Below are 20,586 nucleotides of genomic sequence, written 5' to 3' on the forward strand. Positions count from 1 at the left end.
GCTACCGTGACAGGACAGGCGTGGAGGGCATCAGAACCTGTATTCCAGGCTCAGCGACCAATGGCGCGGCGCGCCGTAGTAGCCGATCTGGTACAGCGTGTTGATGTGCTTCTCATCGGTCAGGTTGCCGACGTTGGCGCGCAGCGTCGCATTCTCGAGGAAATTCCACGCGGCGAACGCATTGAGGACGGCATAGCTGCCCTGTCTAACGGTCTGGCCGCTGTAGCTCTCGGTGTTGGAGATGGCGCTCTGCCAGCGGCCACCGATGCCGAACGACAGCGCTTCGTAGCGGGGCAGCCGCGCACTGAGCATCAGGTTCGCGGTGCGGCGCGGCACCCAGTTGTAGGTCAGCGTGCCTTCCTCGCCGTCCATCTTCAGATGCGTGTAGCCGAACACGAGGTCGGTGTACTCGTTGAGCCTGCCGGTGGCCTCGAACTCCCAGCCCTTCGACTCGACGTCCTTGGGCACGTAGTAGTTCATCAGCGTGTCAGCGTTGTAACCGGCGAACGTCGCCAGCCCTTCCTGCTTGGCGGTGAAATACGCCAGCGTGGTCAGCAGGCGCTTGTCCAGCCATTCGGCCTTGACGCCCACTTCGTAGTTCACGCCCTTGGACGGCGCCAGATAGAAGCCGTCAAAGTCGCGCTGGTCCTGCGGCTGGTAGATGTCCGAATAGCTGACGTAGCCCAGCAGGTCGTCGGTGAAGTCGTAGGTCAGGCCGGCGTAGGGGCTGGTGTTGCTCTCGGTCTCGTCGAACGGATCGATGCCGTTGGCGCCGTCGCGGTGGTACTCGGCGTAGTTGACGCCGAGGATCGCCTTGAAGTCCTCCGTCAGCGACAGACGGGTGGCGCCGAATGCGCGCCGCAGGCGCTGGTTGAAGAAGCTCGACCGTTCGCGCGGGCCCCAGGTCGGCTCGGGCACGGCGTCACCCGCGTACGGGAACGCAGGCAGCGGATCGAAGACCGACAGCGACGGATTGAACGAATACGTCTGCTCGCTTTCCGCCTGGCTGAGGCCGAACATCGCCTCGTGCTCGCGGCCGAACAGCTGGAAGCGGCCGTTGAGGCTCAGATCCACCAGGTCCGAGGTCAGTTCGTCCTGGCCCTTGTAAGCCCATCCCAGCAGACCCAGGCGGGTGGCCGGATCGAGGCCTGCGAACGAGTACGCGAAGAACAGCTGGTCGTCGTTCTCGCCCTTGCGGTGGTTGTAGGTGGCCTTGAGCTGCCAGGCTTCGCTCAGCTGGTGCGAATATTCGACGAAGGCGGCCTGCGTGTTGGTGTCCCAGTACGCCCAGTCCACCGTCGTAGACGCGCCCACATCCCACGATGGCTGCGTGCCGTCGGTATTCACGAACGGCAGCGCGCCCCACATGTTGCCGGTGGTGTCGGCCTGCTGCCACGAGTATCCGAATGCCAGCGTGCCGTTCTCGCCCACCTGGCCATCGATCACCGCGTAGCCGAAGGTGCGCTCGCTCTCGAAGTCGCGCAGGTAGGAATCGGCGTCCTCACGCGCCACGACTACGCGGCCGGCCCATGTGCCGTTGTCGGTGAAGGGCGTGGAGTAGTCGAATTCGACGCGGCGCTCGCCCCAGGAACCGATCTTCACCCCCACCGAGCCTTCTGCCTCGTTGGTCGGACGCTTGCGAACATAGTTGATGGTACCGGCTGAATTGCCAACGCCGGTCAACAGACCGTTCGCTCCGCGGATGACCTCCAGCTTTTCGTAGCCGAACGCGTCCATCGCACCGGTGGCGATGCCCCAGTCGTTGGGCATGCCGACGCCGTCGATCTGCGTGCTCTTGATCTCGAAGCCACGCGCAAGATAGTTGGTGCGGTTGGTCTCCCACTCTTCCACCTGGATGCCGGTGGCCAAGCGCAGCGCCTCGTTGAGGCTGTCGGCACCGAACTGCGCCATCTGCTCGTTGCTTACCACGCTGATCGACTGCGGCGTCTCCTTGATCGCGAGATCGAGGTTGGTCGCGCCGTTGCTGACGCGGTTGGCCCGCTGGCCAACGACCATCACCGCATCGAGGTCGGTCGCTGTCGCGGAGGCATCTGCGGCCGCCTGGACGGCAGGCACCGCGTCCTGCGGCGCGGCGATCGCCGTGCCCGCCGTGCAAGCGAGGGCCATGCAGATGGCGGTACGCAGTCGCGCCGCCATGGCGGGGGTGGCAAGGGAGCGACGGGCACGGGAAGACAGCAGGAAGGGGGACGTGGAGGGCATGGGGGGGTGTCGGGGAGGGGAAAGGAAGCGGCGCAGCCGTGGCGGGCAACGACATCCCCGCCCGCGACATCGCGCGATGCGGACATTAAATGCGAATGGTTCTTATTTTGCAAGACCGAGGTGTACCGGTTACCGCGCGAGATGCACGCAATACCGGCCCGCGGACGCCTTGGCTTGGAACGCCCGCCCACGGGACCCGCAGCGCGTGTCGCGAGCACGCGGACACCCGGCACGTACGGGTGCCGGGGCGGCCCGAGGGCCTCGATCAGAGCTTGAACAGCGGCTGCAGGCGTTGCGCCAGCCAGCCCGGGAAGCGCAGCGGCGCATCCAGCGCGGAAACGCAGATGCAGGCGACACCAGGCACGGTCACCGGCTGGTGCTCGACATCGCTGTCCAGGTCGGCCACGTCACCGGGGGCGAAGTGGCCCAGCGCATCGTGGTAGGCGCCGCGCAGGATCTGGGTGAGTTCGGTGCCGCCGTGGCTGTGCACGGGCATGCTGCGGCCGGGGCCGATCTTCAGCATCAGCAACGTGCCTGTCGGCGTACCCGCCGCCCGTATGCAATGCACGCCCGGCGCCATCCAGCGCCACTTCAAGGCACGGTAGGACGTGCCGAAATAAGGATGCAGCGGCGCCGGCAGGCGATCGTCCGCCTCGTACGGCGCGACCCGCGGTGGCGGTGACACCGCGACAGGCTCGTCATCGAGGCCACGCAGCATCGCCTCGCGCAGGACGGCCCGACGTGCTTCGTCCGGGGCGCCCGGTCCGGGCTGCTGGTGTTCGATCAACTGCCCTCCGATGCACTCGGCCTCCTCCACGCGCGCGCGGCAGTGCGGGCAGGTTTCCAGGTGCGTGGCGGCGACGATCGCCATCTCGACGGTCAGCGCCCCCGCCGCGTAGCTGAGCAGGGTGGAGGGATCGAGATGATGGTGCGGATTCACGACTGACCTCGTACTTGGCCCTGCAGGCGCAGGAACGCGCGCCGCAAATGCGACTTCACCGTACCCAGCGGCATGCCCAGCTCGTCGGCGATTTCCTGGTGGCTCTTGGCTTCGAAATACGACATCCGCATCAACCTCGCCTGCACTGCCGGCAGTTCCTCTATGCGGCGTTGCAGGTGGACGTGCTCGGCGTAGTCCTCCGCCGACGTGAAGGGCCGGGCCAACTCCTCGTCCGTGCCCTGGCACGCATCCTCCAGCACCTGCACCCAGCCGGGTTCGCGCCGCACGCGGTCGATGTGCAGATTGCGGCCGATCCGGAACAGCCAGGTGGACACCGCGCCCTGTTGCGGATCGTACATGGCCGCCCGCTGCCACAGGCGCAGCAGCGCCTCCTGCGAGAGCTCTTCCGCCACCGCCTCGGGACTGCCCAGCCCCCGCAGGTACAGGCACAGGCGCGGCATGAAGTGATCGTAGATGCGCATGAAGCTGCCACGGTCGCGCAAGCGCGCGACCGCGATCATCTCGCGGGTCCAGTCATGCGTATCCCGGGTGGAAGGCGTGGGCGTGGACACCGGCCGTGCCGCCCCGCGGGGCGGCGTAATCCTTGTGAAGTCGGACGGCATGGTATGCCAAGCCCCGTTGCTGGTCGTGATGGGCGTATGTACGGGCGGGACCGCCTTTTGGATGCGGCGCCATCCCGTGTCCGGGCGCATCCGCCCTGCCCCGCGCAGCGTAGGACGAACCGGTCCACCACAGGGATTCCAGACACATGTCCGTACACAGCCTTCTGCTGGCGCTGTCGATGGGGGCCATCTGCGCTTGCGCGGCCGGTCCCGCCCTTGCGGACACCGACATCCAGCACCAGGAAGCCCGGGCCCATGCCCGCAAGGGCGGCACCCTGCTCTACCGCGAATCGCACTGGCGTTACCGGCAGGATGAAACGGCCCGCCGGCTGGTGCTGTACCGGTGTCCCGATGGCCGTGCGTTCGCGCGCAAGACCGTGGTCGAACGCGCCATGGCCCAGGCACCTGACTTCGATTTCCAGGATGCGCGGGATGGCTATCGAGAAGGCGTGCGCAGCGGGCCGCAAGGGCGCGTGGTCTACGTCCGGGAAGATGCGCGCGCTCCACTGAAGGAACGCGCGCTGGCCGTACCCGCCGATGGCGTGATCGATGCGGGCTTCGATGCCAGCGTGCGCCGGCATTGGGCGACCCTTCGCGCGGGCGACGAAGTGACCCAGCCGTTCCTGCTGCCCAGCCGGATGTCCTTCGTGCCGGTACGCCTGCAGCCCGGGCCTTCCACACGATGGCAGGACATTCCAGCGCAGCGCATGACGATGCGACTGGACCGCTGGTATGGCTTCGTTGCACCTTCGATGGAACTGACCTACGCGGACGCGGACCGGCGCCTGCTGGAGTTCGCCGGCATCGCCACCATCCGCGACAGCACCGGGCGGCACCAGGACGTCCGCATCGTGTTTCCCGAACCCGGCAAGCCCGCCGATCCAGGCGCCCTGCAGCGCGCACTCGCCACGCCCCTCGTGCAGCGGTGCACGCCCTGAGTGTCGTGCCGCGTGCATCCAATCACCGCCTGCGCACGTATGTGCCGTGAATGCAGTGGAGACAGAGCGATGCCGGCCAGCGATTCATCCCCCTCCACGCTGGTCGCACGCGGTCTGGCGGCAGTACGCCGCTGGTTTGATACCCAGATGGCGGATGACGAAGACGCAGTCCGCGCCCGTGAAATCGACTGGCTGCGTGCCGCCCCTTTCATCGGCATGCACCTTGCGTGCGCGGCCGTGCTGTGGGTCGGCGTATCGCCTGTCGCGGTGATCGCGGCAGTGACGCTCTACGCCGTACGCATGTTCGCGATCACCGGCTTCTACCACCGCTACTTCTCACACCGCACGTTCCGCACTTCGCGGGTGCTGCAGTTCGTGTTCGCGCTGATCGGCGCCGCCAGCGTGCAGCGCGGGCCGTTGTGGTGGGCCGCGCACCACCGCAACCACCATCGCCACGCCGACACCCTTGCGGACCCGCATTCGCCCGCGGTGCACGGCTTCTGGTGGAGCCACGCAGGCTGGTTCCTCACTCGTGGCGGCTTCCGCACGGACTGGGCGCGCATCCCCGACCTTGCGCGCTATCCGGAGCTGCGCTGGCTGGACCGCTACGACACCGTCGTACCGGTACTGCTGGCCGCCAGCCTGTATGCGGTCGGGGAACTGCTGGAGTACGTGGCGCCGCAGTGGAGCACGAACGGCCCGCAGCTGCTGGTGTGGGGCTTCTTCGTGTCCACCGTGGCGCTGTTCCATGCCACGGTCACCATCAATTCGCTGGCGCACCGCTTCGGCCGCCGCCGCTTCGACACGCGCGACGACAGCCGCAACAACTTCTGGCTCGCGCTGCTGACCTTCGGCGAGGGTTGGCACAACAACCACCACTTCTTTCCGGGTACCGCGCGCCAGGGGTTCCGCTGGTGGGAAATAGACCTGACGTGGTACGGACTACGGTTGCTCGCCCTGGTCGGCCTGGTGCAGGAACTCAAGCCCGTGCCCGCCTGGGTGCTGGCCAAGGCGAGGCACTGAGACATGCGCATCGCGATCGTGGGTTCCGGCATCGCAGGCCTGGCGTCGGCCTGGTGGCTGTCGCAGCGGCACGAGGTGGTGCTGTTCGAAGCCAACGACTACCTTGGCGGACACACGCATACGCATACCGTCGAGCAGGCCGGGCGCGAGTACCGCATCGACAGCGGCTTCATCGTGTTCAACCCCGACCACTATCCGCTGCTGTGCGGACTTTTCGACGAGCTTGGCGTGGCCTCGCAGCCGACCACGATGAGTTTTTCGGTACACAGCGCGCGCAGCGGCGTGGAATACAACGCGACCTCGCTCGACACGCTTTTCTGCCAGCGCCGCAACCTGCTGTCGCCACGCTTCTGGGGCATGCTCCGCGACCTGGCACGTTTCTACCGCGAGGCGCCTGCGCTGCTGGCGGGCGATGATACCGGCCCGACGCTCGGCGACTACCTGCAGGCCGGCGGCTACGGCGATGCATTCCGCGATGAACATCTGGTGCCGATGGCATCGGCACTGTGGTCGTCTCCGCCGCAGGGCATCCTCGCGTTTCCCGCGCGCTACCTGGTGCAGTTCATGTCCAACCACCACATGCTGACGCTGGGTGAACGCTCGCCATGGCGCGTGGTGGCCGGTGGTTCGGCGACGTACGTGGAGGCACTGCGTCGTCGCTGGCGCGTGCAGGAACGTTTGTCCACGCCCGTGCTGGCGATACGGCGCGATGCGGATGGTGTCGAACTCGATACACGGCGTGGCGGCGAACGCTTCGACCACGTGGTGATGGCCTGCCACAGCGACGATGCGCTGCGCCTGATGCATGACGCCGATGTCCGCGAGCGCGACATCCTCGGCGCAATCCGTTACCAGTCCAACGACACCGTGCTGCACACCGACGCGCGCCTGCTGCCGCAGCGCCGCAAGGCCTGGGCCGCCTGGAACGCGCACGTGCCGCGCGACCCGTCGGCGCCGTGCACGGTCAGTTACTGCATGAACCTGCTGCAGGGCGTGGACTCGCCCGAGCCCTTCGTGGTCACGCTCAACCGCAGCCATGCCATCGACCCCGCCCGCGTCCTCCGCCGCATGCACTACCGGCATCCGGTCTACGACCACGCCATGGTCGCCGCGCAGCGGCGCAGGCACGAGATACAGGGACAGCGGCGCACGTGGTTCGCAGGCGCCTACTGGGGTTGGGGCTTCCACGAAGACGGTATCCGCAGTGCGCGTGACGTGGTCGATGCCATTCAGGCGTTGCCCGTCGAAGCGCCCACGCCGGCCGGCGTCGAACCGGTGGGCGCATGAACGCGCCCCTGGCCAGCGCGGTGTACGAGGGCTGGGTGCGGCACCGCCGGCACTCGCCGCGCGTGCACGCCTTCCGCTATCGCATGGCGCAGCTCTACCTGGACCTGGACGAAATCGATACCGTGTTCGATCGTCGCTGGCTGTGGTCGGTGGATTGCCGCAACCTTGCCGAGTTCCGCCGGCACGACTACTTGGCACCGCATGACCAGCCGCTGGCCGAGGCCGTGCGCGACCGCGTCCAACGCGCGCTTGGCCATCGGCCGCACGGTCCGGTCCGCCTGCTGACGCACCTGCGCTACGCCGGCTACGTCTTCAATCCGGTCAGCTTCTACTACTGCTTCCAGCCGGATGGCACCACGCTGGACGCCGTACTGGCCGAGATCACCAACACGCCCTGGCGCGAACGGCACAGCTACGTGCTGCCGATACGCGACGGCGTGCCGTACGGCGACGGCTGGGAATGGGGCTTCGACAAGGCCTTCCACGTATCGCCGTTCCTGCCGATGGACTGCGCCTACCGCTGGCGCTTCACGCCGCCCGAAGACGCCCTGCGCGTGCACATGCAGGTCGACCGCGGAGGACGGCGCGCCTTTGACGCCACCCTGACACTGCTGCGCCGACCCTTGGATGGCGCCTCGCTCGCGCGCGTGCTGTGGCGCTACCCGCTGATGACCGCGCAGGTCGTGGCCGGCATCCACTGGCAGGCGCTGCGGCTGTGGCTCAAGCGCACGCCCGTCCACGACCATCCTTCCCTTGCCCGCGAGACCCCATGAACGAGATCGCCGACATTCCCGCCGCCACTTCCTTCGGTGCGCTCGATCGCCTGCTGCGGTCCCAGCTGCTGGCACGCCTGGATGCACTGGACCACGGCATGCTGGTGGTCCGCGACGCGCTGGGCGAGCACCGCTTCGGGCGTACCGGTGGCGACGCGCTGCCCACCGTGCACCTGTGGATCGACGATCCGTCGTTCTACCGTGCCGTCGCCGCGCAGGGCAGCGTGGGCGCGGGCGAGGCCTACATCGCCGGCCAGTGGCGATGCGACGACCTGGTCGGCCTGGTGCGCCTGCTGGTGCGCAATCGCGAGCTGCTCGACGGCATGGAGGGCGGGCTGGCGCGGCTGGGGGGCTGGGCGCTGCGCAGCTGGCACGCGCTCCGACGCAACACACGCGAGGGCAGCCGCCGCAACATCGCGGCGCACTACGACCTGGGCAACGATTTCTTCGCGCTGTTCCTGTCCCCGGACCTGATGTACTCCTCGGCGATGTTCGCCTCCCCGGACGAGGATCTGGAAACGGCCTCGTACCGCAAGCTCGATGCCGTGTGCCGCAAACTGGCGCTGGCGCCCGGCGACCGGGTGATCGAGATCGGCACCGGCTGGGGTGGTTTCGCGCTGCATGCGGCGCGCCACTACGGCGCCCACGTGACCACCACCACGATCTCGCGCGAACAGCACGCGCTGGCCAGCGCGCGTGTCGCCGCGGCCGGCCTGCAGGACCGGGTGACCCTGCTGCTGCAGGACTACCGCGACCTGCAGGGCGAATACGACAAGCTGGTGTCCATCGAGATGATCGAGGCGATCGGCGCGCAGTACCTGGACACCTTCTTCGGCAAGCTGGGCAGTCTGCTGCGGCCGGGCGGACAGGCGCTTCTGCAGGCCATCACCATCGAGGATCACCGCTACGTGCAGGCGCGCGACTCGGTGGACTACATCAAGCGCTTCGTCTTCCCCGGCAGCTTCATTCCTTCGCTCAACGCCATGTACGGCGCGAAGACCCGCGCCAGCGACCTACAGGTCGTCCACCAGGAGGACTTCGGCCCGTCGTACGCGTACACGCTGCGGGCCTGGCGGCGCCGCTTCATGATCCGGCTGGCCGACGTACGCGCGCAGGGCTTCGACGAGCGCTTCATCCGCCTGTGGGAGTTCTACCTGGCCTATTGCGAAGGCGGCTTCCTGGAGCGGTCCATCGGCGTGTCCCATCTGCTGATGGCCCGCCCCGGCCACCCGTCGGGGGCCGTATGAGTCTCCTGCACTCCCTGGGTTGGGTGGCCCTGGTGGCCGCCGCGGTGATGACACTGGGCTGGCTGTGGCAGCGGCGCCACGAGAATGCGGGCATCGTCGACGTGCTGTGGTCGGCCTGCGTGGGCGGCAGCGCGATCCTGCTTGCTGTGCTGGGCGACGGCGCGTGGCAAGCGCGCACCACGCTGGCGGTGCTCGGCGGGTTGTGGGGCGCGCGCCTGGCGCTGCACCTGTGGCACCGCGTGCGCAGCGAGCCCGAGGACGGACGCTACCGCTACCTGCGCGAACACTGGCACGGGCATCAGGGCAAGTTCTTCCTGTTCTTCATGGCGCAGGCGCTGTTGGTGGTGCTGTTCGCCCTGCCCTTCGCCGCCGCGGCGCGCAGTCCGGTCGAAGCCGCATGGCCGTGGATCGTGCTGGCGGTGGCCATCTGGGTGGGCAGCGTGGCCGGCGAGGCCATCGCCGACCGCCAGCTGGCGCGCTTCCGCGCCGATCTCGCCAACCGCGGCAGGACCTGCCGCGAGGGCCTGTGGCGGTACTCGCGGCATCCCAACTACTTCTTCGAATGGCTGCACTGGTTCGCCTACGTCGCGTTGGCCGTCGGATCGCCCTGGCAGGGGTTGTCGTGGTGCGGGCCGGTGGTGATGTACGTATTCCTGCGCTGGATCAGCGGCATTCCCTATACCGAGGCGCAGGCGCTGCGCACCCGCGGCGACGAGTACCGCGAATACCAGCGCACCACGCCGATGCTGTTCCCCTGGTTTCCCAAATCCGCCACCAAGGAGGCGACACGATGAACGCGATGGTGGAAGAACTGGCGGCCGACCGGGCCGCTCCCGGCCTGCTGGGCCTGGCCGAGCGCGGCCTGTTGCCCGATGCGCTGATCCGCGCCGGCATCCGCCGGCTGTGCGCGCAGCGGCTGCGTGACGAAAGCAAGGGCGGCCAGGACGCGCAGTCGGCGCTGCTCGCGCATCGACTGCATGCGTTGCGCCAGGGCGCACTGGCCCTGCATACCGACGCCGCCAATCGGCAACACTACGAACTTCCTGCCGACTTCTTCCGTCATTGCCTCGGCGAGCGTCTGAAATACAGCAGTTGCTATTACCCCACCGGCGCCGAGACGCTGGACCAGGCCGAGGACGCCATGCTGGCCCTGTACGGCGAGCGCGCGGGCCTGGCCGACGGCCAGGACATCCTGGAGCTGGGCTGCGGCTGGGGCTCGCTGACGCTGTGGATGGCCGCGCGCTATCCGAACGCGCGCATCACCGCCGTGTCCAACTCCCACTCCCAGCGCCAATTCATCGAGGCGCGCTGCGCAGAGCGCGGCCTGCGCAACGTGCGCATCATCACCTGCGACGTGAACCAGCTTCAGCTGGAACCGCAGGCCTTCGACCGTTGCGTGTCGGTGGAGATGTTCGAGCACGTCAGCAACCACGCCGCCCTGATGCGCCGCATCCATGACGCGCTGCGGCCCGGCGGTACGCTGTTCGTGCATATCTTCGTGCACCGCCACCTGATGTATCCGTTCGAGACGCAGGGCGAGGACAACTGGATGGGCCGGCATTTCTTCACCGGCGGCATGATGCCGTCCGCCGACCTGCTGCTGTTCTTCCAGGACCATCTGCACCTGCAGGAACGCTGGCTGCTCGACGGCACCCACTACCAGCGCACCGCCAACCACTGGCTGGCCCATCACGATGCGCACCGCGACGAGGTGATGGGTGTGCTGCGCGAGGCGTACGGTGACGCCGCGCCTCTATGGAACCAGCGCTGGCGGATGTTCTGGATGGCCTGCGCCGAACTGTTCGGCTATCGCGACGGGCAGGAATGGCTGGTGGCCCACTATCGCTTCCAGCGCCCGGCGCAGGAGCACTGACATGCGTACCCTGCCGTTCGTGCTGCTCGCACTGATGATCGCCACCACCACCGCGGCCTGCCGCTCCGGCAGCGTCAAGCCGTCCATCCCCACGGCCGCACCGGTCGACGTGGACCGCTTCATGGGCGACTGGTACGTCATCGCGCATATCCCGTCGTTTCCCGAACGCGAGGCCTATGCCGCCGTGGAGTCGTACGCAAAACTGCCGGACGGCCGCATCCAGACCACGTTCCGATTCCGCAAGGGCGCGCTGGACGGACCGGAGAAGACGATGCATCCGATCGGCACGGTCACCCCCGGCACGGGCGGCGCGGTGTGGGGCATGCAGTTCATCTGGCCGATCCAGGCCGAGTACGTCATCGCGTACGTGGACGCCGACTACCAGCAGACGATCGTGGGACGCAGCAAACGCGACTATGTGTGGCTGATGGCGCGCACGCCGCGGATTCCGGAGGCGGATTACCAGGCGCGCGTCCGCCAGATCGAAGCGCTGGGCTACGACGTGTCGAAGCTGCGCCGCGTACCGCACTGAGCAAACGACGGCTCCGCTGCAACGACTCGCGAACGGGTCGCACGCTAACATGCAGTCTCCCGCCGCAACGGAACACCGCATGTCGTTCTCGGATCCAGACGCCGTCGCCCGCTACGCCCAGGGCCCCATCCGGCAGGTGCCCGGTTTCCACGGGATGCAACAGATGGCGCGGATCCTGCTTGCCGAACGCGTGCCCGACGATGGCCACGTACTGGTGCTGGGTGCCGGTGGCGGGCTGGAACTGAAAGCGTTCGCCGACGCGCAGCCCGGCTGGCGTTTCACGGGCGTCGATCCGTCGGCCGAGATGTTGAAGCTGGCCACCACCACCCTCGGGCCGCTGGCGCCGCGCGCTGCGCTGGTCGAGGGTCACATCGATGATGCACCGTTTGGTCCGTTCGATGGCGCGACCTGCCTGCTGACCCTGCATTTCCTGCCGGCGGAACAGCGACTGCACACGCTGACCGAAGTGCGCCGACGGCTCGCCCCCGGCGCACCGTTCATCGTCGCCCACCACAGCGTTGACGATACGGCGGACAAGCGCCAGAGCTGGCTCTCGCGCTACGCCGCCTTCGCGGTCGCGTCCGGCATCCCGGCGGCGAACATGGTCAACGCCACCGCCGCCATCGACGCGCGTCTGCCACTGCTCTCGCCCGCGCAGGACGAAGCGCTGCTGGGACAGGCAGGGTTTGTCGATATCGAGCTGTTCTATGCCGGATTCACCTTCCGCGGCTGGGTGGCACGCACGCCTGATTGACCCCGACGCAGTCGGCCATCGCCACCCCCGTCGCAGCGCCAAGGGAGCCGTGGCCGGCCAGCGTGGGGACTGTCCGGCATGTTCCTGTCGCGCAAACGTGGCCTCGCAGGCTGCCCGCAGGAGTCAGTGACCCGCGCTGAACCCGGCCTTCCCGTCCCTGTGCGTGCCCAACTGGTCCACCAGCGATTCACTGGCCTGGTTGAGGCCGACCACCTCCACTTCCGCCCCATGCTTGCGCATCTTCAACACCACGCGGTCCAGCGCCGCGACTGCACTGGTATCCCAGAAGTGGGTCTCGGTCAGGTCGATGACCACCTTCTTCGTCGCATGCAGGTAGTCGAAGCTGTTCGTGAACTGGATCGCGGAGGCGAAGAACACCTGGCCCCGCACCTTGTAGACGCGGGTGTCGTCGGCCACATCCTCATCGTCCACCTTCAGCATCGCGCTCACCCGTCGGGTGAACGACAGCGCGGTCAGCAACACGCCCGTCAGCACGCCCTTGGCGAGATCGTGGGTGGCCACGGTAACGACGACCGTACCGATCATGATCAGGTTCGCGGTCCGGGGATGGGTCTTAAGCTCGGCGAAACTCTTCCAGTGGAAGGTGCCGATGCTGACCATGATCATCACCGCGACCAGCGCCGCCATCGGAATCCTCGATACCCACTCCGACGCGTAGACCACCAACAACAGCAGCACGGTGCCGGCAATGAAGCACGACAGCCTTCCGCGGCCACCGGAAGACACGTTGATCACCGACTGGCCGATCATCGCGCACCCCGCCATGCCGCCGAAGAAGCCGGTGACGATGTTGGCCGCGCCCTGGCCCGCGCACTCGCGGCGCCTATCGGTCGGCGTATCCGTCATGTCCTCGACGATCTGCGCCGTCATCAGCGATTCCAGCAGGCCGACGACCGCCAGCGTCGCGGACACCGGCAGCAGGATCTTCAGCGTATCGAGCGTCCACGGGATGTCCGGGAACAGGAACACCGGCAGGCTGTCCGGCAGTTCGCCCATGTCGCCGACGGTGCGGATGTCCAGGCCGAGCCAGATGCAGACGAGGGTCAGCACCACGATCGCGACCAGCGGCGAAGGCACCACTTTCGTCGCGCGGGGCAGCAGGTAGATGATGGCCAGCCCGGCCGCGCACACCGCGTACACCGTCCACGGCATACCGATCAATTCCGGCAACTGCGCCAGGAAGATCAGGATGGCCAGCGCATTGACGAAGCCCACCACCACCGATCGCGATACGAAGCGCATCAGCGAATTGAGGCGCAACGCCGCCGCGACGATCTGCAGCAGACCCGCCAGGATGGTCGCGGCAAACAGGTGCTGCAGCCCATGGTCCCTGACCAGGTCCACCATCACGAGCGCCATGGCACCGGTGGCGGCCGAGATCATGCCCGGCCGCCCGCCGGCGATGGCCGTGATCACCGCGATGCAGAAGGATGCGTACAACCCGATCTTCGGATCCACGCCGGCAATGATGGAGAACGCGATGGCCTCCGGAATGAGAGCCAGCGCGACGAGGACGCCGGAAAGAATGTCGCCACGGACATTGCCGAACCACTGCTCGCGCAGCGGATAGTTGACAGACATGGGGGACTCCTGCGCGCCGCCGAAGGCGCGTTGCATGGTGGCGTAAAAGACAAGAACCCTTCGGCCGCCGGAAGATCGGCAGCTTCATGCATCAAGGAAGGGTCAGGGCGGCGTCATCGAAGTATCAGGACCAGCGCGGTGCACGCATTCTATGGCAGTGCAATAACCCGCTCAACACACGGCGAGCGGTTACGCCTCGCGCCAGGTCCATTCCACGCGACGTGGTCGCGCCGATGCCGGCTGGCAACGTCTGGTGCATGTTGGGGTTCGCGCGCTCCCCCCAACACACGGCCGATACGCGTCTACAGGAGCGGATCAGGTCGGCGCGAACCCACGCGTGGCCTTCTTCTCGCTCTTCTCGGCGCGCTTTTCCTTCATCGTCTTCGCCGGCTTTTTCTTCTGCTCTTTCTTTTTGTCGAGGCCCTTGGCCATCACGTGTACTCCCATGGTCGTTGCGACCGCCGGGAGCATGACACATCCGGGGCGCCAGGGAGGTGAGGCTGCATGGGGTCAGCCGACGCAAGGCATAGCGCTCGCGAGGGAACCCGCCTGCCCGCCTACAGCGCCATGCCGGGGTGCCAGCCGCTACGGGCCAGGAAGGCGCGGGCGTCGTCCATCTCCAGGATCTCGCGCAGCGCCTGGCGCTTGTCGGACGCGTTGCGGTAATAGGCCTTGGCGATCCGGTAACCGACCCAGTAGCCCAGGTCCCCGGGCTGCTCCGGCGTGGTGTTGTAGACCCAGTCCTTGAGCTCGGTCTTGTCGATGTCTGCGGCGAAACGGGTTTCGATCTCCTGTTCGCGGCCTGCCACCATCGCTGCAGTGCGACCGTAGGCGATCCCGCCCGCCACCTGTTCGCCGACGAATTCGGCGATGCCCTCGAGCAGCGAGATTTCCAGTACCGTCGGCGCGGGCTTGTCGCTCAGTTTGTGCGCGTTGACCTGCTGCACATGGACGTATTCGTGCGCGAGGACGTAGACGATCCTGTCCTCGGGGTCGGCATTGAGCCAGTCCGCGTCGCACAGCGCCTCCAGGCCCACCTGGATGCCGGTATCGGGGGCGCCGATGGCGATCGGTTTGCCGCGACCGATGGCGATGGTCACCGGCGGGAAGCGCGCCTCGCCATACAGTCCGCCGAGGTCGCGCAGGGCCTTCTCGAGCCGCGCGCGCGCCTGCGGCAGCACGGCCAGGCAGCGGCGCGCATCGGCATAGAGCGCGGGATCGCGTGCCACGGCATCCGCAATGCGTTGCCCCGTGGTGTTGCGCAGACGGGCGAACAGGCGCAGCCCTTCCGAACCCTGCTCCAGGTAATCGCGCTGCAGTTGCGCAGCCGTCGGCTTTCCGCCCGCCGCATCGTAGACGCGGTAGAACAGCGCCACGTCATCGGTCTGCACGACGGCGCCTGCCGCGGCGACAGTCGGTGCATCCACTTCCGCCGCAGCGGAAAGGTCCGCCTGCGTGCCCAGTACTGCCAGCAACAGCATGGCAGTGGCCCGCACACGCGTGAAGGCAAATCCTGGCAATGGACCGCGCTGGATCATCCTGCTGAAGTTCCACTGGGGTGCCACACGCATCGGTTCCGGTCCCGTTTCGATTTCGTGTGCCGATTCTGACCGCTGGACCCGCCTCCGGCCAACGGGTCACCGCGCTGCGATAGCTAAAGCGCTAGACGGACAGCAACGCAGAGAAGAAGCCCGCTCCCATCCACACGGCGAACGCCGCCATGGCCGCGATGAGCCTGAGTTCGTCGGAGCGGACGACCGCGCAACCTGCGAGCAGCAGGACGACGACCACGGTGCACGCGCCGTAGGCGACGAGCATGTGCCTACCCCAAACCAGAAGAGCCGGTGGCCCGAGAAGCCCCATGTGCCAGATGGTCTTGACGGGAAGCCAGTCGGGTCGGAAGAAGGCCACAAGACTGAGGCCGCCATACACCATCAGCACCGGAAGCAGCACAACGACTGCGACTCGAACAGCAAAGGGATGGCGTTGTGTTCCTGACGTGAGCAAGCATTCACTCCTTCGGAAACTGGCGCAATCTAGCATCGGCTCACAGGGTACTGGATGCGCGTCCGCCTCGCGTGCAGCCCCGCCTCACCGCACGGCCAGCGCCACCGCATCCGCACCCGCCGGGAAATGCAGTTGCCCGGTGGTGTCGTTCACGGCGCGCCACACGCCTTCAGCGACGTCGGCCTCGGTGGTCACCGCGGTGATGCTGCCCAGCCCGGCAAATACGCTATGGGCGAAGGGCTCGTACGCCTCGGGGATGAGGCCCTGCATGCGCTGCTGGCCATTGGCGGTGAACCGGGTGGAAGGACCATAGCCGGGCTCCACCAGCTTGACCCGCACATCGAAGGCCTTGAGTTCGTGTTCCAGCGATGCGGTGAAACCTTCGACTGCGGTCTTGCTGGCGGTATACGCCGCCACCAGCGGGAACGGTGCCAGCGTAGCGCTGGAGGTGACGTTCACGATGACGCCTGCCCGGCGTTCGCGGAACTGCGGGATGAAAGCCTGGCACATGGCCATAAGTCCGAAGGTGTTGGTTTCGAATACCTCGCGCACGGTGTCCATGGGCGTGGCTTCGAATGCACCGAACAGGCCGATGCCGGCATTGTTGACCAGCGCGTCGATGGGACCCGCGGCCTGCACGGCGCTGGCGATGCTGTCCGGCCGGGTGACATCCAGCGCGAGCACGCGCAGATGGGGTGAAGCGGGGAGCAGGTCTTCGCGCGGATGCCGCTGGGTGGCGATGACGCGCCAGCCCTGCGCGAGGAAGTGGCGGGCGGTTTCCAGGCCGTAGCCGGACGAGCAGCCGGTGATCAGGACGGTCTTCATTTCGTTCTCCGAGGGTGAGTTGACTCGGCGGGAACGATAGGCCAGCCTTTCCGGATGATCGATAACGCATCGTCCTGTTTGTTTTAGCCAGAGTCCGGAATGGGAGATCCACTTTCCGACGTCGTCCAGCTGCTGCATCCGCAGGCGGTCTTTGCCAACGTCATCAGCGGCAAGGGCAACTGGGCCGTGCGGTATGCCGACTACGGCCAGCCCGGCTTCTGCATCGTGCTGGAAGGCAGCGCGCGACTGGCCGTGGATGGGCACGCCCCCATTACCATCAGCGCGGGCGACTTCGTGCTGCTGCCGACCACGCCCGCCTTCACGCTTTCCGGCTTCGTGCCGGCGCCACAGGTCTTCGTCGATCCCAGCGTTGTGCCCGGAGGACACGGCGAACTGCGTCATGGCGATCCGGACGGCCCTCCGGACATGCGCTCGCTGGGTGGCGCCTTCCTGTTCGACACGAAGGACGCCGCGCTGCTGGTATCGCTGCTGCCCACGGTGGTCCATGTGCAGGGTTCGCAGCGGCTCATGCAACTGGTGCAGATGGTCGGCGAAGAATACGCACAGCAGCAGCCGGGCAATGCGTACATGCTGTCCCGGCTGGTCGAGATGCTGCTGGTGGAAGCCATGCGTTCGACGACCGCGGGAAACGCGCCTCCCGGCCTGCTGCGCGGACTGGGCGATGAGCGGCTGGCGATGGCGCTCAAGCAGATCCATGCGCGCATCGCGCATGGGTGGACCGTGGGCGAGCTGGCGAAGGCCGCCGCGCTCTCACGCTCGACGTTCTTCGAACGTTTCACCCGCACCGTCGGCGTGCCACCGATGGAATACGTGCTGGCGTGGCGCATGGAAGTCGCGAAGGAATTGCTCAGGCGCGACGGCCTCAGCGTGGCCGAAGTGGCCGAGCGCGTCGGCTACGGCTCGACCAGCACGTTCAGCGTGGCCTTCAGCCGGCATGTGGGCGAACCGCCCAGCCGGTATGCAGACGGGCCGTGAAGCGTCTAGGCACAGGGAAATGCATCTGCTTCGGACTGGCGTACGAACCGCGTCGCCGCGACACCCCTACCGACCCGCGCGTCGCGCTTCCCAGAATGCCGCATCGTCGCCCGCTTCCTGTTTCAGCCACCCGCAGAACGCGGTGATCGCGGCGCGCGGGCGCGCATCGTCCCGTCGCACCAGCCAGAAAGCGTATGCGTTGGGCAGGCTGCGCTCGAAGGGCGGGAGCAGGCGGCCATGGAGCACGTCTTCCTTCACCAGGGGCGCGATGCCCAGCGCGATGCCATGGCCAGCGATGGCCGCTTCCTGCGCCAGGTAGATGCTGGCGAAGACCGGGCCGCGACCTGCATCGACACCCTCGACACCGGCGGCTTGCAGCCAGTCGGCCCATTGGGGCACACCGGGCCGGCCCAGCGCGCTTTCGTCATGCAGCAGCGTCTGCTGTCGCAGGTCGTCGAGCCGCGACAGCGCCAACGATGCCGCACAGACGGGAAATGCCGGCGCCTCCATCAGCCGTTCTGCATGCAGGCCCGCATATCCGCCGGGTCCGTAGCGGATGGCGACATCGACACCGCGCGCGAAGTCGGCCGGCTCGTTGCCGGTTTCGATACGCACGCGGATATCGGGGAACGCGTGATGGAAGCGGTGCAGCCGCGGCGCCAGCCACTTGGCGGCGAATGATTCCAGCGTGCTTATGCGCAGATCCGCCGATGCGTGCGATGTCACGCGGTCCAGCGCCAGGTCCAGTTGCCCGAAGATGTCGCCCAATGCAGCCGCCAGCGCCTTGCCTTCGACGGTGAGTTCCACCGAGCGATTGCCGCGATGGAACAGGGTGATGCCCAGATACGTCTCGAGGTGCTTGACCTGATGGCTGACCGCCGCTGGCGTGACGAACAACTGCTGCGCGGCCGTGTTGAAACTCAGGTTCCGTGCCGCCGCTTCGAACGTGCGTAGCGCATTGAGTGGCGCGGGATGACGGGGCTTCACGAGCACCTGGGCGAAGGGGAGTCGGCCGGCATCGTATCGCGTTACTTTTTCTGAAGCGAACGACAAAACAACTCGTTTGTCGCCACTGCGGTCGTTGGCCACCATGTCGCCACCCACGGCAAGGCGACCCTCGTGAAGTTCGAAGAAGTGCATACCGACGTGCTGATGTTTGTCGGCGATGACGTGCAATCCGTCGCCACCGCGTTCATCGATGGCGATGACGTGCTGCTGGTCGATTCGCTGGGCAGTGCGCAGGACGCTGGCCGCCTGCGCGACGTGCTTTGCGGGCAGTTGGGCAAGACCGTGCGCCTGCTCGCCGCCACCCATTTCATGAGCGACCACATCGCCGGCATGTCGCTGTTTCCCGACGCGTTGACGATGGCCCACCGGCATCATCGCCATGCCTACCTCTCGCAGAACCGCCGCGTGGATGCGCTCTACCGGGAGCCGGACATGGTGTTCGACAACATGGCCATCCGCTGGGGCGCGCATGCCCTGCGCTTTCTCCACAACCCGGGCAAGACGATGGACCACCTGAGCGTGGACGTGCCCACGGCGGACCTGGTCTGCGCGGGTGACAACATCGTCGGCAACATCGTCTACCTGTCGAAGGCCGATCCTGCCCTGCTCCGCGCCGCCATCGGGCGGATGCGCCAGTTCGGCCGCGGGACGGTGATAGGCGGACACATTGGCAGGTTCGATGCGATGGTGCTCGACAATGCCCTGCACTATCTCGACCAGCTGCAGGATGCCGTGCTCCGCTACCGCACCCAGGTATCGGAGACGGAAGCCGATGACCGGATCGCGACGATCCGCATCGAGGATTGCCTCGCACCGGGCGTGGTGCCGACGGCGTTCGAACGCGAGTGGCATGGGCACAATCTCGAGGTCATCACGTCGCAGGCGATCTTCGCACTGGATGCCTTCCTCGCATCCCGGGAGATGCACGCATGAACGGTGGTCCGCACATGGAAGGCCGCAGGCGGTTCCTCGCGGGTTGCGTGGCCGCATCCGCCGCGGCGCTGCTGCCTTCGGGCAGCCTGCTGGCGTCAGGTCCAGCACCCACGCTCCGCGTCCAGCGCCTGGCGTGGGCCGGCATCCGCCTGCAGTTGCCTCAGGCGACCTTGTTCATCGATCCCCTGGTCAACCCGGACGCCTGGGGAACGGCGCTCGGTGACGGGCTGGTGCCGGTGGATGACAGCGTGGGCGAGACCAGCGTGCTGATCACCCATACGCATTCGGACCACTTCGATGCGCTCGCCGTGGCGGATGCGCTCGGCCGCGGCGGCATGCTCGCCTATCCGGCAGGGACACAGCCGTTGCCGATGCCGGCCGGCGCACGCGCGAGACCGAGCGCGCTGTGGGAACCCCAGTTGCTGGGCGACTTCACCGCCACGCCGGTACCTGCGTCGGACGGGTATGGCGACACCCAGGTGTCGTGGGTGGTCGCTGCCGGCGGACGCCGCATCTTCCATGGGGGCGACACGCTATGGCACGGCCACTGGTGGCGCATCGGCCGCCAGTTCGGGCCGTTCGATGCGGTCTTCCTCCCGATCAACGGCGCGCGATTCGGCTGGCGACAACCGGTCAGCGGCCAGCCGGGTGTGCTGACACCCGAGCAGGCGGTCGCAGCCGCCACCATCATGGGCGCACGCACGCTGGTGCCCATCCACTACGGCGTCACCGGCATGAAGGAATACGTGGAAGCGGACGACGCGCTCGATCGGCTGCGATCAGCGGCGCGCGACAGATCGGTGGACGTCCAACCGGTGGCCCCCGGCGACTGGGTGGTCTGGCGTGCCTGACCCGATGCCGGCGCGACGCTGCTGCAGACCTTCGCGCGGCTGATTGAATTAGTTTCCGGACCTGTTCACTGAACAGACTGGACGCAGAAATGCCGAGGAGACGGATCCCCGCTGTATGGGAGGCACGGCATTGTGCTGCACCTCATAAGAAAAC

Annotated in this window: 20 protein-coding genes; 12 read left to right on the forward strand and 8 right to left on the reverse strand. The window is 67.1% G+C overall.

Translation table 11 applies throughout. The annotated features are described in order from the left end of the window. Positions 1 to 30 precede the first annotated feature (30 nt). The 3 genes from FB548_RS09310 to FB548_RS09320 all read right to left on the reverse strand — a co-directional run bounded on the left by FB548_RS09310 (position 31) and on the right by FB548_RS09320 (position 3,681). Entirely contained in the window at positions 31 to 2,220 is a 2,190-nt protein-coding gene (locus FB548_RS09310) for a TonB-dependent siderophore receptor (protein WP_255470479.1), read from the reverse strand. A gap of 265 nt (positions 2,221 to 2,485) precedes the next feature. Then, the gene (locus tag FB548_RS09315) at positions 2,486 to 3,160 is read right to left on the reverse strand and encodes a ChrR family anti-sigma-E factor (protein WP_142124494.1); all 675 of its coding nucleotides are present in this window, start codon (positions 3,158 to 3,160) and stop codon (positions 2,486 to 2,488) included. After that, complete coding sequence (locus tag FB548_RS09320; protein WP_255470491.1) at positions 3,157 to 3,681, reverse strand: sigma-70 family RNA polymerase sigma factor; 525 nt, start codon at positions 3,679 to 3,681, stop codon at positions 3,157 to 3,159. Before FB548_RS09320 ends, FB548_RS09315 begins: the two co-directional genes overlap by 4 nt. Positions 3,682 to 3,929: 248 nt before the next feature. Here FB548_RS09320 and FB548_RS09325 point away from each other — a divergent pair, with 248 nt between their 5' ends. The 9 genes from FB548_RS09325 to FB548_RS09365 all read left to right on the forward strand — a co-directional run bounded on the left by FB548_RS09325 (position 3,930) and on the right by FB548_RS09365 (position 12,210). Continuing rightward, positions 3,930 to 4,721: a hypothetical protein gene (locus FB548_RS09325; protein WP_142124496.1), complete on the forward strand. Its 792-nt coding sequence runs from the start codon at positions 3,930 to 3,932 to the stop codon at positions 4,719 to 4,721. A 69-nt stretch (positions 4,722 to 4,790) separates the two neighbouring features. Continuing rightward, a complete protein-coding gene (locus FB548_RS09330) occupies positions 4,791 to 5,744 on the forward strand; it encodes a fatty acid desaturase (RefSeq protein WP_142124497.1) in 954 nt (317 codons plus the stop codon). Between the two features lie 3 nt (positions 5,745 to 5,747). Next, positions 5,748 to 7,031: an FAD-dependent oxidoreductase gene (locus FB548_RS09335; protein ID WP_142124498.1), complete on the forward strand. Its 1,284-nt coding sequence runs from the start codon at positions 5,748 to 5,750 to the stop codon at positions 7,029 to 7,031. Further along, positions 7,028 to 7,804 (forward strand): DUF1365 domain-containing protein, encoded by a 777-nt coding sequence (locus FB548_RS09340; RefSeq protein WP_142124499.1) that lies wholly within the window; start codon positions 7,028 to 7,030, stop codon positions 7,802 to 7,804. Before FB548_RS09335 ends, FB548_RS09340 begins: the two co-directional genes overlap by 4 nt. Next, on the forward strand, positions 7,801 to 9,051 hold the full coding sequence (locus FB548_RS09345) for a cyclopropane-fatty-acyl-phospholipid synthase family protein (protein ID WP_142124500.1): 1,251 nt from the start codon (positions 7,801 to 7,803) through the stop codon (positions 9,049 to 9,051). The genes FB548_RS09340 and FB548_RS09345 overlap by 4 nt, the downstream gene beginning before the upstream one ends. Before the next feature lie 5 nt (positions 9,052 to 9,056). Beyond that, positions 9,057 to 9,845, forward strand: a complete 789-nt coding sequence (locus tag FB548_RS09350; protein ID WP_142124634.1) for a DUF1295 domain-containing protein — start codon at positions 9,057 to 9,059, stop codon at positions 9,843 to 9,845. Then, on the forward strand, positions 9,842 to 10,924 hold the full coding sequence (locus FB548_RS09355; protein WP_142124501.1) for a cyclopropane-fatty-acyl-phospholipid synthase family protein: 1,083 nt from the start codon (positions 9,842 to 9,844) through the stop codon (positions 10,922 to 10,924). Before FB548_RS09350 ends, FB548_RS09355 begins: the two co-directional genes overlap by 4 nt. 1 nt (position 10,925) lies before the next feature. Then, the gene (locus FB548_RS09360) at positions 10,926 to 11,456 is read left to right on the forward strand and encodes a lipocalin family protein (RefSeq protein WP_142124502.1); all 531 of its coding nucleotides are present in this window, start codon (positions 10,926 to 10,928) and stop codon (positions 11,454 to 11,456) included. Positions 11,457 to 11,535: 79 nt separating this feature from the next. Beyond that, positions 11,536 to 12,210 (forward strand): class I SAM-dependent methyltransferase, encoded by a 675-nt coding sequence (locus tag FB548_RS09365; RefSeq protein ID WP_142124635.1) that lies wholly within the window; start codon positions 11,536 to 11,538, stop codon positions 12,208 to 12,210. Between the two features lie 123 nt (positions 12,211 to 12,333). Here FB548_RS09365 and FB548_RS09370 read toward each other — a convergent pair whose 3' ends face one another. The 4 genes from FB548_RS09370 to FB548_RS09390 form a co-directional block, all read right to left on the reverse strand. Beyond that, complete coding sequence (locus tag FB548_RS09370; protein WP_142124503.1) at positions 12,334 to 13,812, reverse strand: SulP family inorganic anion transporter; 1,479 nt, start codon at positions 13,810 to 13,812, stop codon at positions 12,334 to 12,336. 557 nt (positions 13,813 to 14,369) lie between these two features. Beyond that, positions 14,370 to 15,383, reverse strand: coding sequence for a DUF2268 domain-containing putative Zn-dependent protease (locus FB548_RS09380; protein WP_142124505.1), 1,014 nt, complete (start codon positions 15,381 to 15,383; stop codon positions 14,370 to 14,372). A gap of 91 nt (positions 15,384 to 15,474) precedes the next feature. Continuing rightward, a complete protein-coding gene (locus FB548_RS09385) occupies positions 15,475 to 15,819 on the reverse strand; it encodes a hypothetical protein (RefSeq protein ID WP_142124506.1) in 345 nt (114 codons plus the stop codon). 84 nt (positions 15,820 to 15,903) lie between these two features. Continuing rightward, positions 15,904 to 16,644, reverse strand: a complete 741-nt coding sequence (locus FB548_RS09390; protein ID WP_142124507.1) for an SDR family oxidoreductase — start codon at positions 16,642 to 16,644, stop codon at positions 15,904 to 15,906. Positions 16,645 to 16,743: 99 nt separating this feature from the next. Here FB548_RS09390 and FB548_RS09395 point away from each other — a divergent pair, with 99 nt between their 5' ends. After that, positions 16,744 to 17,640, forward strand: coding sequence for an AraC family transcriptional regulator (locus tag FB548_RS09395; protein ID WP_142124508.1), 897 nt, complete (start codon positions 16,744 to 16,746; stop codon positions 17,638 to 17,640). A gap of 66 nt (positions 17,641 to 17,706) precedes the next feature. On the opposite strand, the gene gcvA is transcribed toward FB548_RS09395, so the two are convergent. Next, positions 17,707 to 18,627 (reverse strand): transcriptional regulator GcvA, encoded by a 921-nt coding sequence (gene gcvA, locus FB548_RS09400; RefSeq protein ID WP_185742051.1) that lies wholly within the window; start codon positions 18,625 to 18,627, stop codon positions 17,707 to 17,709. A 132-nt stretch (positions 18,628 to 18,759) separates the two neighbouring features. On the opposite strand from gcvA, the gene FB548_RS09405 reads away from it, so the two are divergent. Further along, positions 18,760 to 19,581 (forward strand): MBL fold metallo-hydrolase, encoded by an 822-nt coding sequence (locus FB548_RS09405; RefSeq protein ID WP_142124510.1) that lies wholly within the window; start codon positions 18,760 to 18,762, stop codon positions 19,579 to 19,581. Next, positions 19,578 to 20,432 carry an MBL fold metallo-hydrolase gene (locus tag FB548_RS09410; RefSeq protein ID WP_142124511.1) on the forward strand — a complete coding sequence of 285 codons (855 nt, stop codon included), beginning with the start codon at positions 19,578 to 19,580 and terminating at the stop codon, positions 20,430 to 20,432. Before FB548_RS09405 ends, FB548_RS09410 begins: the two co-directional genes overlap by 4 nt. Positions 20,433 to 20,586 lie beyond the last annotated feature (154 nt).

It is taken from the genome of Pseudoxanthomonas sp. 3HH-4 (assembly GCF_006716465.1).
Lineage (GTDB): Bacteria > Pseudomonadota > Gammaproteobacteria > Xanthomonadales > Xanthomonadaceae > Pseudoxanthomonas_A.